The sequence below is a fragment of the Salinivibrio sp. IB574 genome (genome assembly GCF_001996205.1).
Taxonomy (GTDB): domain Bacteria; phylum Pseudomonadota; class Gammaproteobacteria; order Enterobacterales; family Vibrionaceae; genus Salinivibrio; species Salinivibrio proteolyticus.
Window position 1 is genome coordinate 60,473 of the sequence record NZ_MUFN01000015.1, and the last position, 14,160, is coordinate 74,632.

The 14,160-nt window shown below is 50.0% G+C and carries 18 protein-coding genes; 7 read left to right on the top strand and 11 right to left on the bottom strand.

Annotated elements, in window-relative coordinates:
* Positions 1-143 precede the first annotated feature (143 nt).
* From dapA to purC, 3 genes are read left to right on the top strand one after another with little or no spacing between them, the layout of a single operon-like run.
* Entirely contained in the window at positions 144-1,022 is an 879-nt protein-coding gene (dapA, locus tag BZJ17_RS09155) for a 4-hydroxy-tetrahydrodipicolinate synthase (RefSeq protein WP_069587411.1), read from the top strand.
* A gap of 15 nt (positions 1,023-1,037) precedes the next feature.
* Positions 1,038-2,069, top strand: coding sequence for an outer membrane protein assembly factor BamC (gene bamC / locus BZJ17_RS09160; RefSeq protein ID WP_077640508.1), 1,032 nt, complete (start codon positions 1,038-1,040; stop codon positions 2,067-2,069).
* 59 nt (positions 2,070-2,128) lie between these two features.
* Entirely contained in the window at positions 2,129-2,842 is a 714-nt protein-coding gene (purC, locus tag BZJ17_RS09165) for a phosphoribosylaminoimidazolesuccinocarboxamide synthase (protein ID WP_077640509.1), read from the top strand.
* A gap of 62 nt (positions 2,843-2,904) precedes the next feature.
* Here the strand turns inward: purC and BZJ17_RS09170 are convergent, their stop codons facing one another.
* Genes BZJ17_RS09170 through BZJ17_RS09185 form a run of 4 tightly spaced genes read right to left on the bottom strand, consistent with a single transcriptional unit; the run spans position 2,905 to position 5,286 of the window.
* Positions 2,905-3,087 carry a DUF2897 family protein gene (locus tag BZJ17_RS09170; RefSeq protein WP_069587408.1) on the bottom strand — a complete coding sequence of 61 codons (183 nt, stop codon included), beginning with the start codon at positions 3,085-3,087 and terminating at the stop codon, positions 2,905-2,907.
* Positions 3,075-3,773 (bottom strand): M15 family metallopeptidase, encoded by a 699-nt coding sequence (locus tag BZJ17_RS09175; RefSeq protein ID WP_077640510.1) that lies wholly within the window; start codon positions 3,771-3,773, stop codon positions 3,075-3,077. The genes BZJ17_RS09170 and BZJ17_RS09175 overlap by 13 nt, the downstream gene beginning before the upstream one ends.
* Entirely contained in the window at positions 3,770-4,903 is a 1,134-nt protein-coding gene (gene dapE / locus BZJ17_RS09180) for a succinyl-diaminopimelate desuccinylase (RefSeq protein WP_077640511.1), read from the bottom strand. The genes BZJ17_RS09175 and dapE overlap by 4 nt, the downstream gene beginning before the upstream one ends.
* Positions 4,904-4,941: 38 nt before the next feature.
* The gene (locus BZJ17_RS09185) at positions 4,942-5,286 is read right to left on the bottom strand and encodes an ArsC family reductase (protein WP_108743802.1); all 345 of its coding nucleotides are present in this window, start codon (positions 5,284-5,286) and stop codon (positions 4,942-4,944) included.
* 236 nt (positions 5,287-5,522) lie between these two features.
* Between BZJ17_RS09185 and BZJ17_RS09190 the strand changes: the two genes are divergently transcribed.
* On the top strand, positions 5,523-5,801 hold the full coding sequence (locus BZJ17_RS09190; RefSeq protein WP_025740011.1) for a helix-turn-helix domain-containing protein: 279 nt from the start codon (positions 5,523-5,525) through the stop codon (positions 5,799-5,801).
* On the opposite strand, the gene BZJ17_RS09195 is transcribed toward BZJ17_RS09190, so the two are convergent.
* Together BZJ17_RS09195 and BZJ17_RS09200 are read right to left on the bottom strand one after the other, a co-directional pair.
* Positions 5,798-6,169: a DUF1499 domain-containing protein gene (locus BZJ17_RS09195; protein WP_157893177.1), complete on the bottom strand. Its 372-nt coding sequence runs from the start codon at positions 6,167-6,169 to the stop codon at positions 5,798-5,800. The genes BZJ17_RS09190 and BZJ17_RS09195 overlap by 4 nt on opposite strands.
* A gap of 71 nt (positions 6,170-6,240) precedes the next feature.
* Complete coding sequence (locus tag BZJ17_RS09200; protein ID WP_069587480.1) at positions 6,241-6,588, bottom strand: DUF2956 domain-containing protein; 348 nt, start codon at positions 6,586-6,588, stop codon at positions 6,241-6,243.
* A gap of 120 nt (positions 6,589-6,708) precedes the next feature.
* Between BZJ17_RS09200 and BZJ17_RS09205 the strand changes: the two genes are divergently transcribed.
* Together BZJ17_RS09205 and BZJ17_RS09210 are read left to right on the top strand one after the other, a co-directional pair.
* Positions 6,709-7,212 carry a DUF2919 domain-containing protein gene (locus BZJ17_RS09205; RefSeq protein WP_077640514.1) on the top strand — a complete coding sequence of 168 codons (504 nt, stop codon included), beginning with the start codon at positions 6,709-6,711 and terminating at the stop codon, positions 7,210-7,212.
* Complete coding sequence (locus BZJ17_RS09210) at positions 7,209-8,132, top strand: Dyp-type peroxidase (protein ID WP_077640515.1); 924 nt, start codon at positions 7,209-7,211, stop codon at positions 8,130-8,132. The genes BZJ17_RS09205 and BZJ17_RS09210 overlap by 4 nt, the downstream gene beginning before the upstream one ends.
* A 58-nt stretch (positions 8,133-8,190) precedes the next feature.
* Here BZJ17_RS09210 and crr read toward each other — a convergent pair whose 3' ends face one another.
* From crr to cysZ, 5 genes are all read right to left on the bottom strand, one after another.
* Positions 8,191-8,700, bottom strand: a complete 510-nt coding sequence (gene crr / locus BZJ17_RS09215; RefSeq protein ID WP_069587401.1) for a PTS glucose transporter subunit IIA — start codon at positions 8,698-8,700, stop codon at positions 8,191-8,193.
* A 39-nt stretch (positions 8,701-8,739) separates the two neighbouring features.
* On the bottom strand, positions 8,740-10,467 hold the full coding sequence (ptsI, locus tag BZJ17_RS09220) for a phosphoenolpyruvate-protein phosphotransferase PtsI (RefSeq protein WP_077640516.1): 1,728 nt from the start codon (positions 10,465-10,467) through the stop codon (positions 8,740-8,742).
* Between the two features lie 4 nt (positions 10,468-10,471).
* Positions 10,472-10,738 carry an HPr family phosphocarrier protein gene (locus BZJ17_RS09225; protein WP_077640517.1) on the bottom strand — a complete coding sequence of 89 codons (267 nt, stop codon included), beginning with the start codon at positions 10,736-10,738 and terminating at the stop codon, positions 10,472-10,474.
* Positions 10,739-11,056: 318 nt separating this feature from the next.
* Positions 11,057-12,025 (bottom strand): cysteine synthase A, encoded by a 969-nt coding sequence (gene cysK, locus BZJ17_RS09230; RefSeq protein ID WP_069587398.1) that lies wholly within the window; start codon positions 12,023-12,025, stop codon positions 11,057-11,059.
* Between the two features lie 191 nt (positions 12,026-12,216).
* A complete protein-coding gene (gene cysZ, locus BZJ17_RS09235; RefSeq protein ID WP_077640518.1) occupies positions 12,217-12,975 on the bottom strand; it encodes a sulfate transporter CysZ in 759 nt (252 codons plus the stop codon).
* Between the two features lie 262 nt (positions 12,976-13,237).
* Here cysZ and zipA point away from each other — a divergent pair, with 262 nt between their 5' ends.
* Entirely contained in the window at positions 13,238-14,146 is a 909-nt protein-coding gene (zipA, locus tag BZJ17_RS09240) for a cell division protein ZipA (RefSeq protein ID WP_077640519.1), read from the top strand.
* Positions 14,147-14,160 lie beyond the last annotated feature (14 nt).

Here is a 14,160-nt window from a genome sequence, read left to right on the forward strand (position 1 = left end):
GGTCACCTTGAATGGTACCTTAATCACACGGTCTGGCAGCGACGAAAAAATTTTCTGGTAATCCTGTGTTGCGCGTAGGGTTGTTCTTGTGTTTGCCAGACGCCAAAAGTAACATTGCATCATTAACACGAAGGGAGACAAACATGGTTTCTGGAAGCATTGTGGCGCTTGTCACACCAATGGATGCACACGGCGAAGTTGATTACGTTAGCCTGAAAAAACTGGTCGAGTTCCATATCCAATCGGGAACCGATGCTATTGTCGCAGTTGGTACGACCGGTGAGTCGTCGACTGTTACGGTTGACGAACATATCAAGGTCGTTTTAAAGACCTTGGAATTCGCCGATGGCCGTATCCCTGTGATCGCGGGTACGGGGGCCAATGCCACTCATGAAGCTATTACCTTCAGTAAAATGTTTGCAGGCTCAGGCGTTGCAGCTTGTTTGAGCGTGACCCCTTATTACAACAAGCCCACTCAAGAAGGCTTGTTCCAGCATTACAAAGCGATCGCCGAAGCAAGCGATTTACCACAAATCTTGTACAACGTGCCTGGGCGTACCGCCGTTGACTTACAACCCGAAACCGTGGCGCGTTTGGCACAGTTTGACAACATCATCGGCTTAAAAGATGCCACGGCAGATGTGAGCCGCGTAGCCATTCATAAGGAACTTTGTGGCGACGATTTCCTCTTATTCAGTGGCGATGATTTAACAGGGCTCGATTTTGTGCTTGCAGGGGGCCACGGTGTGATCTCCGTAACCAATAACGTGGCTGCGGCACAGATGGCGAAAATGATCCAACTCGCCCGTGCCGGAGAGGCTGACCAAGCACACGCGATTAACGAAACCTTGATCCCATTGCATCGCCACCTCTTTGACGAGGCCAATCCGATTCCTGTGAAATGGGCAGTCCGTGAAATGGGCTTGATTGAGGATGGCCATCTACGTCTGCCATTAACCGAATTAAGCGAACACTTGCGCCCCACCGTGCGCGAGGCCATGCAGGTTGCAGGTGTTGTTTAAGCTGTTGGAGTGCGAATGAAACCAGTATTTAGGCTCGGCCTTTGTGCCATCATGGTAACCGGATTGGTTGCTTGCAGTGGTGGCGCCGAGCAACGTCGTCAGGCGAAAGATGATTTCGACTATTTAAACACGACCCCGCTTTCAGAATGGCAAACTTTGCCAGACCAAGCGCCCTACTTTTCAACCAACTACCAAATCCCATCACAAGATTTTGAGGGAGAGGTGGGCAAAGACGTAGACATTCGTCCGCCGCGTCAGGTGTTGGACCTCGTGCCGGGAGCACGCATTGAGCGAGACAGCCGCGGGGTTACCTTAGCGGTGGTGAATGAAAAGCAGCTGTCTTCACTTTGGCAAACCGTGGAGCGCTTGGCGGATGACGGCACCATCCCGGTTGCTCAGCGCGAAGAGAATCAGCTCGAGACGGGCTGGATTGCGTGGGAAAAAGAAGACAGCGAGCATCAGGCGCGCTTTCGTATTGCTCGCCTGGAGCAGGGCCGTCGTTTCGCCCTCGGTGTCAACTTGATTGAATGGCGTGCGCAAAAAGGTGAGCAGCCGCTGACACCCGCCCTAAGCGAGCGTTATAACACCTTGATGACTAATTTGATCACGGTGACTCATGATGCCGCCTTGCGTKCCGAAGCTCGCCGTGTCGCACAGCAGCGCCAGTCTGATATTCCAATCAGCTTTGGCACTGATCGCAGCGGTTTGCCGGTTATTATTGCCCGCGCGCCGTATGATGTGGTGTGGGAAAAGCTGCCAGCGATCATCAAGCCGCTCGGTTTTTCCATTGAAAGCCGCAATCAGTCGCAAGGCACTGTGAAAACACGCCACGTCGCACCCAGCGATGAAAGTTGGCAAGCGTTGGGCGTTGCGCCAATTAGTTTAAGCGATAATAGCTATACCTTGCTGTTAGGCGATTTGGGGAACCGAACCTCAATCAACGTGACCACCAGCAAAGGGAAACCAGTGAAAGAGGAAACGCTCAAAGCCTTGAGTCCTGCACTGAAAGCGGTTATTGCCCAGCTTGGCAATGCGCCAACCCCATAATCACCCAGGGACGCCTTATGGCGTCCCTCGTTTTTAGCGCCTAATGGAGAGTATAGGTAATGGAAAAACGTGCTGAGTTGTATCGCGGCAAAGCGAAGTCTGTGTATGCAACTGATGATGAAAACCGCTTTATTCTGCACTTTCGTAACGACACCTCTGCGTTTGACGGTGAGCGAGTGGAGCAGCTAGATCGCAAAGGGGAAGTGAATAACAAGTTTAACCACTTCATCATGCAAAAGCTGGAAGCTGCTGGCATCCCGACCCAAATGGATCAACTACTGTCTGATACCGAAGCGGTGGTAAAAAAACTGGAGATGATCCCAGTAGAATGTGTGGTCCGTAATATTGCCGCCGGCTCTTTGTGTCGTCGCCTAGGCGTTGAAGAAGGCACGGCGTTGACGCCACCGACATTTGAGCTGTTTCTTAAAAATGATGCGTTGCATGACCCTATGGTCAATGAATCGCTCTGTGAGTCGCTAGGGTTTGCCACACAAGCACAACTGGAGACCATGAAAGCGCTGACCTATCAGGTTAATGATGTGCTGAAAGCTTTGTTTGCTGAAGGTGACTTGTTGCTGGTGGATTACAAACTCGAGTTTGGTGTTGACCATCAAGGTAACATTGTCCTCGGTGACGAGTTTAGCCCAGATGGCTGCCGTTTGTGGGATGCCAACACCCGAGAAAAACTGGATAAAGACCGCTTCCGTCAAGGTTTGGGTGGCGTTGTTGAAGCCTACATCGAAGTGGCGAAGCGTATCGGCCTGAACCTGTAATTTTTTGGCTTAAAAACGCAAACGTTTGCGTTTGTTTAAGAGAAAATAGCGCCATGATGGCGCTATTTTTTTGTCGATGGAGTGTCGTCGGGGTGTGTTTCGTCAGCGTCGGTTTTATCGTCAGGTTTATCTTTATATTTAAGCCCAAACTTAGCATTCGCTGTGTACTTAAGCGCCATAATATTGCTGACCACGACCGCGACCACAATCGCGATAATCACATAAGGATTGGTTAGCCATTCCATGAGTGCACCTCGCAGATGTTGGTGACATAGGTTGAATATATCCAATCTAGTTGTTCAAGAATAGCCTGCTGTCCCAGAATGGGCGCTTGCGCAATTACGTGATGCAAGCCATCTAAGGTCAAGGCATTAAGCAGAGATTGGCTGGTGGCGATATGGCTAATATGCCACGGCTCGCGCGCGACGCCTCCTTGGTCCTGCGCATAGGGGAAGAAAAATCCGTAGCGCGGCGCATGAGCGTGCAGCCAGGTTGCGAATCGGGCCTGAGGCCCATGATCGTATTCTGCTTGTGTCAGCGCTAACGATTCACCGGGTGCCAATGCCTGTCGGTCAAACACATCCAAATCCGTTCCCCAATGATGACGGCTGGTGCCCGGCAGGGCGGACCAACGCAATATTGCTCGCACTCGCTCATTATCCGTGAGGGTGTGAATGTCAATCGGTTGGCCGTGGTCGTCTAAGACCGGCTTTTCGCCTCGATATTTGCCATTCCAAATCGCCAGTTGTCTATCAAAAGACCGATGAGCACTGGCGATGGTTAGCGTAAAGCCGGCTTGATGCGCACTGTGGCGCAATGCCTCAAGGTGCTCAAGCACTTCGGGGTGCAAACAAGGCGCATTTGGCCGGGCATTGATTGGCACGAGAAATTGCGTATCTTGCCCGGTTAATTGTGCAAGGCTTAAGGTCAACGTAGGGCTTTCTCCAGCACTTTTTGGTACATGTCGGTGAGCTTTTCAAGATCGGGAATGCTGACGCACTCGTTCACTTTATGAATTGTGGCATTCACCGGACCCAGTTCAATCACTTGTGCGCCCATTTTAGCAATAAAGCGACCATCCGACGTGCCGCCTGTGGTTAACAGCTGGGGCGTTTGATGATTGACTTCTTCCACCGCTTCGACCACCGCATCGAGTAGGGTGCCTTTGTCGGTTAAAAAGGGATCGCCGCTATGGGTCCATTCAAGACGATACTCCAACCCGTGAGCATCAAGGATGGAGTAGACCCGTTGCTTGATGGTTTCGCTATCAAGCTCGGTACTAAAGCGGAAGTTAAACTGTGCATGACACTCGCCCGGGATCACATTCGCAGCCCCAGTTCCCGCTTGAATGTTAGGAATTTGAAAGCTGGTCGGAGGGAAGAAGTCGTTCCCGTTATCCCACACCGTTTGCGCGAGCTCAGTCAGGGCTGGCATGGCCTGATGCACGGGGTTATTGGCTAAGTGAGGATAGGCCACATGCCCTTGAGTGCCTTGCACATACAAATCGCCGGTGATCGATCCGCGACGGCCATTTTTGACCACATCCCCCACATGATGAGTACTCGAAGGTTCACCAACAATGCACATATCAATGATTTCACCGCGTGCGACCAGTGTATCAACCACGCGCGTCGTACCATTGATAAATGGCCCTTCTTCATCCGAGGTGATCAAAAAGGCAATCGAGCCGGGGTGGTTTGGGTTTTCAGCGACAAAACGCTCAACCGCCACCACCATTGCGGCCAGTGAACCTTTCATATCGGCGGCGCCGCGACCATGGAGATGGTCGTCAATCACCACGGCTTCAAACGGTGGCGTGTGCCACTGATCGCGCGGTCCGGCGGGCACCACATCGGTATGACCAGCAAAGGCAAATAATGGTCCTTGGGTGCCACGGCGTGCCCACAGGTTGGTGGTATCTTCAAAGACCATCGGCTCAATGGTAAAGCCCAATGCTTTTAAGCGTGCAATCATTACATCTTGGCAGCCCGCATCCTCTGGGGTGACTGATTCACGGTTAATCAAATCTTTTGCCAAAGACAGGGTAGCACTGTCAGTCATCTTAGTTTCCTTACAACGAGAATAAACGGAATATCACATTACGCAAAAATGTCAGCGAATTGGTTCTCTTTAAAGCCGAGATAGTAGCTACCCTTGTGTACGAGTAGGGGACGTTTAATGATCGCAGGGTTATCGAGCATGATGGCTATCGCACTGGCTTCATCGAGGCTGGCTTTTTGCTCATCGCTCAGTTGGCGGTAGGTCGTACCGCGTTTATTCACCAACGCTTCCCAGCCGAGCTCAGCAACGAAGGTGCGCAGCAGCGACGCGTCTAAGCCATCCTTGCGATAATCGTGATACTGATAGTCGATACCTTGGTTATCTAACCATTTCAGCGCTTTTTTTAGGGTGTCGCAGTTTTTAATGCCAAATATAGTTGTCATGATTTTTTAGGTCGTGTTTTTGCGTGATTAAAGAGTGACACTGGTTGAGAGTGAACGCAATACCTAGCGCGGGATCGATGTGCTGATGAATAGCAAGGTAGAGATCTCGTGCAGACTGTGAATTCTCCCGCTAAATACGCCTGCAGCACGTCGATTTGATGGCGTTTTGATCGAACGCAAAACCTCCTATTACCCGACATGAATAATGGGATTAATCAGAACTTTCGGAGGTTCGTATGGAACTAAATCCTGTGTTTGCACGGCGCTTGTATCTCGCCGCGCTTGTTGAAGAAATGGAACGTCCTAATGTACCGCGCTTAATTGAAGCGACGGGCTGGCCACGTCGCACCATTCAAGATGTCTTAAAGTCGCTATCGGGCTTGGGAATCGATATGACCTTTATCCAAGATGGCAAGCGCCATAATGATGGGTACTACCAGCTAAAAGACTGGGGCCCCTTCCGCCGCGACTGGGTTGAAGATAAGAAGCGCGATATTCGTTCTTATATCAACTAAGGCGACGGTGTAATGAGTTTGGTATCGCGTAAAGCCTGACGAATTGCGTCAGCGCGTCGTCGATTGGCACCAAAATCATAGTAGCCAACACGAGATGCGGAGCGCAGCGTCAGTTCTGTGCCGTGCACTGATATTTCGACGTCGTCGACAAAGCGCAGCACTGGGGTCGTGAAGGTAAAGTGGGCATAGTTATCTTGTTGAGAGATAAGCTTCGCGCCCGATAGACTGGCAATGGTGTTGACGATATCGTCAAACCGGACAGACTCACTGGTCAGGGTGAAAGGTGATAATGCAAACTTGGGTCGAGTATCCTTGCTTGATACGCAGTTAGGGCTGTCTCCACAGGCGGTAACCGGCGGCTGTTTCATGATCTTGTCTCCTGTCGAGCACCCTGTAAGCGTCAATGCCACGAGTAACCCCAATGTCCGTGTTCTTATCATTATCCCACCCATAGGTAACCAATAAAGCCAATCCAACTGATCACCAATAATAGCCAAGGTAGGCGGCTATCGCTGCGATCGCGCGCAGATGTTGTCGGTTGTGGCGGTGCGCTAGCAGTGACAGTGTCGGTGTGCTCACTCGCTTGTTTTTGTTTTTTCTTCCGAGCTTTGTCGTGTGCGCGTGCTTTGGCTTTTTGCTCTTTCTTATATTGCGCAATACCTTTCTCGATGCCTTGGGCAATCAGTTTGGTTTGGGCTTTGGTTTGCCCGGGCTTTTGTGTCGCTTTGGCCACACGCATGGCTTCTTGCTGTGTTTCAGGCGAGACAGCGGCTGCTTGTTTACCCATGTTCGCTCCGTACTGAGGATGATAAATCAGGTGAATAGAGTAACAAATTCTCATCAGGATCTTGCAGTTTTTCGGCGTGGGCGTCATGTTGGTCAATAGCGCAATGATATTGGCATACACATGGACACACTTCATCATTATGACGAGAAGGGCTTTTTAAAAGCGCCCGTAACTTATCTGATCTGTCTTATTTTATTAAGCCGTGCATGGTGGCTGCTGGCGATGGCAGGGGTTAGTCGACAGCAAGGCAGTGAATTGCTGGCACTATTTTATCCAGACAAATCTGCCTTGTACGCCAGTTTGGCGGTCGGCATGTTGCCTCTCATACTTCTGTTGTTGGTTGGCAATTGTCACCGTGCACCTTGGTGGGCTCAGCGCCTTTGGCATTGGGGCTATGCCTTAATTTGGCCGGTCTGGTGCTGGGAAGGGGCGCAGGTGCTTAGGACGTTAATGGCCACTGACGGGCAGTTTCATTGGTTGATTGCATGCCACGGATTATGGGTGGTGTGGGGGAGCTTGTATTGGTTAAGAAGCCGACGGGTGAAACGTTTTTTTTACCAATTTATCCGCGGCTTACATTTAAGCGCCACAGACAAAAATAAGTACAAAGGAGAAGTAACATGACACAGGCACAGTCCGCGATTGTCCCTGATGGTGGACCCTATGCATTGTATGTGATGCTTAAGGTCACTGACGATGCGGCCTTGGTGCTACAGCAATGTCAGCGGTTGACTGAGATTGCTAAGCAAACGCAAGAGGTCTTCGGTGATGCTCAGATGGGCGTGGCGGTCGGATTTAGCCCTGCTTTTTGTCGTGCCCACGGGTTAGCTTATCCGGAGGGCGTGACAGACTTTCGTCCCCGAGAGAGTCGCAAACATCGGGCGCCTCACACTGACTGTGATGTTTTTATTCATCTTCATGGTTTGCGGCACGATTTGAATTTCTATGTTTTTCAACAATGGTTAATGCCCATTAAGAAAGTCGTGGATGTGGTGGATGAAACAGCAGGGTTCCGCTATCTCGATGCGCGTGATATGACAGGCTTTATCGATGGCACGGAAAATCCGCAAGGCCTTGCGCGTGAAGCGGTTGCAGTGATCCCAGACGGACCGTTTGCTGGAGGTAGTGTGGCTTTGGTCCAACGCTATGTCCATGATCTACCAGCTTGGGAGCGGTTACAGCAAGCGGCACAAGAAAAGGTGATTGGACGCACCAAGCCTGACTCCATCGAACTTGAGGACATGCCGGATACATCCCACGTTGGGCGGGTGGACATCAAAGAAAACGGGGTCGGCCTGAAAATTCTTCGTCAGAGCCTGCMATACGGCAGTGTCAGTGGCGAGCATGGGCTATTGTTCCTCGCCTATTGCCAACAGCAACATCCGTTGGATGTGATGTTAGATAGCATGTTTGGTGAACGCGATGGCAAAACCGACATGATGTTAAGCTTTACCCAAGCGGTGACCGGCGCCATTATGTTTATGCCTTCACAGACCACGTTAGCGCAATATGTGGAGCGTCTTAGCCAACCCGGTGTTGCATAACGGGCAATAAAAAACGCAGCCCGGAGGCTGCGTTTTCTTATCGTCGACCAAATTTGAATTACTTGGTCACGCGCAGTACAGGTGTTTCACCCACAGTGACGGCACCAGAAAGCTTAGTCAGCTCTTTGATCTCGTCCATGTTAGAGATAACAACCGGTGTTAGCGTTGATTTAGCTTTTTCTTCCAGCATGCCCAAGTCAAACTCGATCACGGTGTCGCCCGCTTTCACTGTTTGGCCTTCTTCTGCAATACGCTTAAAGCCTTCGCCTTTCAGCTCAACGGTATCAATACCGAAGTGAACGAAAAGCTCAACGCCATCTTCAGACTCGATAGAGAAAGCGTGGTTGGTTTCGAAAATCTTACCGATAGTACCGTTTACAGGTGCTACCATTTTGTCGCCTGAAGGCTTGATTGCAATGCCATCACCGACGATTTTCTCAGCAAACACAACATCAGGCACGTCTTCAATGTTGACGATCTCACCCGATAATGGGGCGATAATTTCAATAGCACTTGCGTCGTTGCTGTCTTCAGACACCAACTTCTTCAGTTTGTCGAACAGACCCATAGTGTTGCTCCTAAGCAGTAATTCTTTGCTGATTGTATATTAGCAGACGGTTTTTTCCGCAATAAATTTTTCGACATAGGCTTCGATTTCTGCCGCAGTTGGCAGATTGAGGGCTGTGTCGGCCATCGCTTTCACATCAGCAAAGTTGGCATTACGGATAATCTTCTTGATGCGAGGGATAGAGATGGCACTCATACTGAACTCATCCAGGCCCATACCCATCAATAGTAACGTTGCTTTCTCATCCCCTGCAAGTTCTCCGCACATTCCGGTCCATTTACCTTCGGCATGTGAGGCATCAATCACTTGCTTGATAACCGTCAATACTGCCGGTGACAGCGGATTGTACAAGTGAGAAATCAGTTCGTTGCCACGATCGACAGCCAGGGTGTACTGGGTCAAATCGTTGGTTCCGATGCTGAAGAAGTCGACTTCTTTAGCAAGGTGATGCGCAATGGCGGCGGCTGCTGGTGTTTCTACCATCACACCGATTTCTAGTGACTCATCAAAGGCGAGGCCTTCTTCACGCAGCTCAGCTTTGTAGGTCTCTAGCGCGGTTTTCAGCTCACGGATTTCTTCAACAGAGATGATCATTGGGAACATCACGCGGACTTTACCGTGTGCAGATGCACGCAAAATAGCACGGAGTTGGTCACGCAGAATTTCACGACGATCCAAGCTGATACGCACTGCACGCCAACCCAAGAATGGGTTCATTTCGTCAGGCAGGTCCATGTATGGCAGGTCTTTATCGCCACCAATGTCCATGGTACGGATGATCACTGGATGACCATCAACCGCCTCAGCGACCGCTTTGTACGCTTGATACTGTTCTTCTTCGGTAGGCAGTGAATCACGGTCCATAAATAGGAACTCGGTGCGGTAAAGACCGACACCTTCACCACCGTTACGGTTGACACCGTCACAGTCTTTGACAGTACCTACGTTACCGCAGACTTCAACTTGGTGACCGTCCAGCGTAATGGCAGGCAAATCTTTCAATTTCGCCAGCTCAGCTTTTTCCGCTTGGTACTGATCGCGAATGGCTTTAAATTTCGCCAACTCGTCTTCAGATGGGTTCACAACAATCTTGTTGTTTACGGCATCCAGTACCAGCATGTCGCCATTTTTAATTTTCGCAGTCGCATCGTTAGTACCCACCACGGCTGGAAGCTCAAGTGAGCGTGCCATAATCGAGGTGTGAGACGTACGTCCGCCAATGTCTGTGATAAAGCCCAGCACATGGTTCAGGTCGATTTGCGCCGTTTCAGAAGGCGTTAAATCGTTGGCGACCAAGATCACTTGCTCGTTAATTGCACTGAGAGACACCATGTTGATGCCTAGCGCGTTTTTCACRAAGCGTGAACCTATATCACGTATGTCGGCGGCGCGCTCTTTCAGATAATCGTCGTCGAGTGACTCAAGCGTCACCGCTTGTTCTTCRATMACGCTGTAGATGGCGTGGTCGGCGGTTGCTAGGTTTGACTTGATGAAGCTGACAATTTCTTCTTCCAGCTCTTCATCTTCTAGCAGCATGATGTGACCTTCGAAGATGGCTTCTTTCTCTTCGCCGAAGGTTTCCCTTGCTTTGTCTTTGATCGCTTCAAGTTGCGTCTTAGACTTTTCGCGAGCATCCAATACGCGCTGAATTTCTTGATCGACTTGAGACGCGGCAATCTTGTTTTTATTGATTACAACGTCTTCTGCTTGCAGCAGCAGTGCTTTACCGAAAGCAATACCAGGTGATGCCAGGATGCCTGAAATCATAGCTTTACCTTACGTTTACCAAACTTAAAACCGATAGAAAAAGAGCCGGATTACTCCAGCGTGCTTGCGCACCTTCAGCAGAGATAGTCACCATGGTGCCTTTGGTCAAGCCAAGGGTTTGAAGTTTGAACAGGCTTTTTGCGCTCGCGCTTTTACCGTTAGACTCAACAGTGATGTCAGCATCATAGGCTTTCGCATCTTTCACGAACTGCGCTGCTGGACGAGTGTGTAGGCCGTTTTCTGCAGTAATTTCAACTTGCTTCTTATACATGATTCACCCCGTATCTCTATTTTTTTAAATCTATGTATTAAATCTAAGATTAGCTTAACCGCTGACGGGCATTTTCGCTATCCGTTGGCGTTAACCTAACCAAGAAATTGACCGTATAGCTTAATCCATGTCAATTTCCTGTCATCTTTTTGCCGTTTTTGACCTTCCGCTCATCAGGTGATGTCGCTTTTATTTTGATGCGGAAAATAAAAAGGCAGACGTTTTTTACTAAAGCTTAATATAAAAATCAAACAAAAAAGGCCCGATGTGGGCCTTTTGTCAGGGGGAGGTAAATGTGCTTTACGCACTAACCTGCTGTTACTGTTCGTTTTCTAGCTCGGTAAACATGCCTGCGAATAGCGGTGAGCTGAGATAACGTTCTGCAGCACTTGGCAAAATTGTGACGATCTTCTTGTTTGCAAACTCAGGAAGCTCAGCAATTTTGTTGGCAGCGACCACAGCCGCACCTGATGAAATACCGGCCAAAATGCCTTCTTCTTCCATCAGACGACGTGCCATTTCGATGGCTTCATCTGAGGTGACGGAAACCACTTTGTCGATCAGGCTGACATCCAAGTTTTTAGGAACAAAGCCCGCGCCAATGCCTTGAATTTTGTGAGGGGCAGGTTGCACATCTTCACCGGCCAAAGTTTGTGCAATCACAGGCGACTCTGCAGGCTCAACGGCGACGGTCGTGATCGCCTTACCTTGGGTGTTTTTGATGTAGCGGCTAACACCGGTCAGTGTTCCGCCGGTACCGACACCCGCAACAAACACGTCAATCTCACCATCTGTATCGTCCCACAGCTCAGGTCCCGTGGTCTTTTCATGAATTTCAGGGTTAGCAGGGTTATCGAACTGTTGCAGCATTAGGTATTTGCCGGGCTCTGCGGCCATGATTTCTTCTGCTTTTGCGATCGCTCCTTTCATGCCTTTCGGCGCTTCGGTCAGCACCAGCTTCGCGCCCAGCGCTTTAAGCAGCTTACGACGCTCTAAGCTCATCGACTCAGGCATCGTTAGGGTGAGTTTATAACCCCGTGCGGCGGCAACATAAGCGAGTGCAATCCCCGTGTTACCACTGGTCGGTTCAATCAGCTCAATACCGGGTTTCAAGGTGCCTTTTTTCTCGGCGTCCCAAATCATGTTGGCGCCGATTCGGCACTTGACGCTGAAGCTCGGGTTACGCGCTTCGATTTTGGCGAGCACGTTTGGCTTAGCTACGCGATTGAGGCGAACCAGCGGGGTATTACCGATAGTTTGTGTGTTGTCTTCGTAAATCTTACCCATTGTATCGTTCCTTCATGACACCGATTAGTTTGGCTATAAGCATATCTCTGATGCCTGTTTTGAAAAGGATCAGTTGGTTATATCTTATTGTGACATCGACCAATATATGATTGGCAAATAGAAGAAAAGCCCACTGAAATTGTGAGCTTTTCTCTCTGAGCGTAGAGGCTTTTGGGTAAGGTCACAACCAGCTAGTAACGCCCGAGTCGTGACTTATAAGTGTCGACCCATAATGCAGTGGCGCCACATACGGCAGCAGGCATAACTAACAGGTTCAGGACTGGCGTCATGGTAAACAGCATCACCACAGCCCCAAAGCTGAGTGATGTGCCTCTGCGTTGTTTCAGGCTGTCGCGCATGGTGGGGAAGGCCACCTTGTGGTTATCAAACGGATAGTCACAATATTGAATGGCCATCATCCAAGCACTGAATACAAACCACAACACAGGACCGAGTGTTTGGCCTAAGGCGGGGATCCRTAATAGCAGCAGCAATCCCAGCGCCTTGGGAATGTAGTACATCAGTTTTTGCCATTCGCGTTTCATTACCCGTGGCAGATCTTTAACCACATCGAGCATGCCGTCATTGGGCGAGGGGGCGCCGGTCAGCTTGGCCTCTAAATGTTCCGCCAATAAACCGTTGAATGGTGCTGCAATCCAGTTAGCTAAAGTGCTAAAGAAGTAGGAAAACACCACTAAGATAGCAATCACGACCAGCGGCCAAAGCACAAACGACAGCCAAGACAGCCATTCTGGGAGGGTCGCAAGCCAAGTATCAATCCAATCGCCAAATTGAGACAACAAATAAGCAAATGCGCCGCCCATCAATAACACATTGACGATAATCGGGATCACGACAAAACGCCGTAATCCCGGCGTCAGCATTAGTGAAAAACCTTGTAACAAATAGCCAGCCCCGCTTCGAGGCTGAGGATGAACACGGTGGGTCATGACATCTCCTTTTTGATTTGTGGTTATACTACTGGCCCAACCGAGGTGCTGACAACGGTCAAATGCGTGGAAACTTTACGCATTTCTGTCGCTGTATTCGYTAAATTCTCTCCAACTTTTGATACAGTTAACTAAGTTGACCGATTACGCATTGCGTTAGTCAATGTGGCCCGCTTATGATCGACAAAGCGTTTGCGTATCTGCGCACGCTATGCCATAAGCTAATCAATACGCTGAACAAACACAGATTTGAGAATCGACGATGCAGGAATTGCGCCTTGTACTGATTGTTTTGGGAGCATTAGCAATTGCAGCTTTGCTGTTGCATGGCCTCTGGACCAATAAGAAAGAAAAGAGCACCAAGTTTGGTGAAAAGCCGCTGGGAAAATTGGATGACAGCAAAGACGACCAAGGGTTTGATCAAGACGGGATAGGCGCAGTCCGAGTCGTCAAAAGCGCCTCTGGTGACAATCCTAAACCCAGCCGCAAAGAGCCAGCGGTTAGTTTTGGTGATAAACCCGATGTCGACCCCTTATTCGCCGACGAATCGGCGAAGACAGACCCCGTCGAGCCTGCTTTTCCATCCATGTCGGCAGCTGACGATGCCCCTGAGCCTGCCGCTAGCGAGCAATCCGCCGCGCCATTTACCGCCCATCAAGCAGAAGACGGTGAGGATACTGCGCCGGTCAGTGATGACACGCCGCAACCAGACACTGCCGAGCATGACGCTGAGCAAAATGATGCCGCTGAGACGGAAGATGAAACTGAAGTGCTTGTTTTGCATGTTCATGCCAACAACAATGCCATTTTCAACGGTCTTGAGTTAACCAACAGCCTTGAACAGCATGGTCTGCGCTTTGGTGATATGGGGATTTATCACCGTCATTCCGATCCGTCAGGCACAGGCAAGGTGCTGTTTAGTGTCGCGAACATGGTAAAACCAGGCACCTTTGATATCGGTCATATTGATGGCTTTGAAACGCCGGGAATTAGCTTCTTTATGACTCTGCCTTGTTATGGTGAGCCGGAACAAAACTTCAAACTGATGCTACAAACCGCACAGCAGATTGCCGATGAGCTTGGCGGGCTGGTGCTTGACGATGCGCGCGCCATGATGACGCCGTCTCGCCTTGACGAGTACCGAGAGCGGGTTAAAGCCTTCTCTGCATAGGTCGAAGTTGGTCG

Bases quoted from the DNA above. Each gene is read 5' to 3' on its own strand.
- dapA (WP_069587411.1), top strand. From the start codon at position 144: ATGGTTTCTGGAAGCATTGTGGCGCTTGTCACACCAATGGATGCACAC.
- purC (WP_077640509.1), top strand. From the start codon at position 2,129: ATGGAAAAACGTGCTGAGTTGTATCGCGGCAAAGCGAAGTCTGTGTAT.
- BZJ17_RS09170 (WP_069587408.1), bottom strand. From the start codon at position 3,087: ATGGAATGGCTAACCAATCCTTATGTGATTATCGCGATTGTGGTCGCG.
- dapE (WP_077640511.1), bottom strand. From the start codon at position 4,903: ATGACTGACAGTGCTACCCTGTCTTTGGCAAAAGATTTGATTAACCGT.
- BZJ17_RS09185 (WP_108743802.1), bottom strand. From the start codon at position 5,286: ATGACAACTATATTTGGCATTAAAAACTGCGACACCCTAAAAAAAGCG.
- BZJ17_RS09190 (WP_025740011.1), top strand. From the start codon at position 5,523: ATGGAACTAAATCCTGTGTTTGCACGGCGCTTGTATCTCGCCGCGCTT.
- BZJ17_RS09195 (WP_157893177.1), bottom strand. From the start codon at position 6,169: ATGAAACAGCCGCCGGTTACCGCCTGTGGAGACAGCCCTAACTGCGTA.
- BZJ17_RS09200 (WP_069587480.1), bottom strand. From the start codon at position 6,588: ATGGGTAAACAAGCAGCCGCTGTCTCGCCTGAAACACAGCAAGAAGCC.
- BZJ17_RS09205 (WP_077640514.1), top strand. From the start codon at position 6,709: ATGGACACACTTCATCATTATGACGAGAAGGGCTTTTTAAAAGCGCCC.
- crr (WP_069587401.1), bottom strand. From the start codon at position 8,700: ATGGGTCTGTTCGACAAACTGAAGAAGTTGGTGTCTGAAGACAGCAAC.
- BZJ17_RS09225 (WP_077640517.1), bottom strand. From the start codon at position 10,738: ATGTATAAGAAGCAAGTTGAAATTACTGCAGAAAACGGCCTACACACT.
- cysK (WP_069587398.1), bottom strand. From the start codon at position 12,025: ATGGGTAAGATTTACGAAGACAACACACAAACTATCGGTAATACCCCG.
- zipA (WP_077640519.1), top strand. From the start codon at position 13,238: ATGCAGGAATTGCGCCTTGTACTGATTGTTTTGGGAGCATTAGCAATT.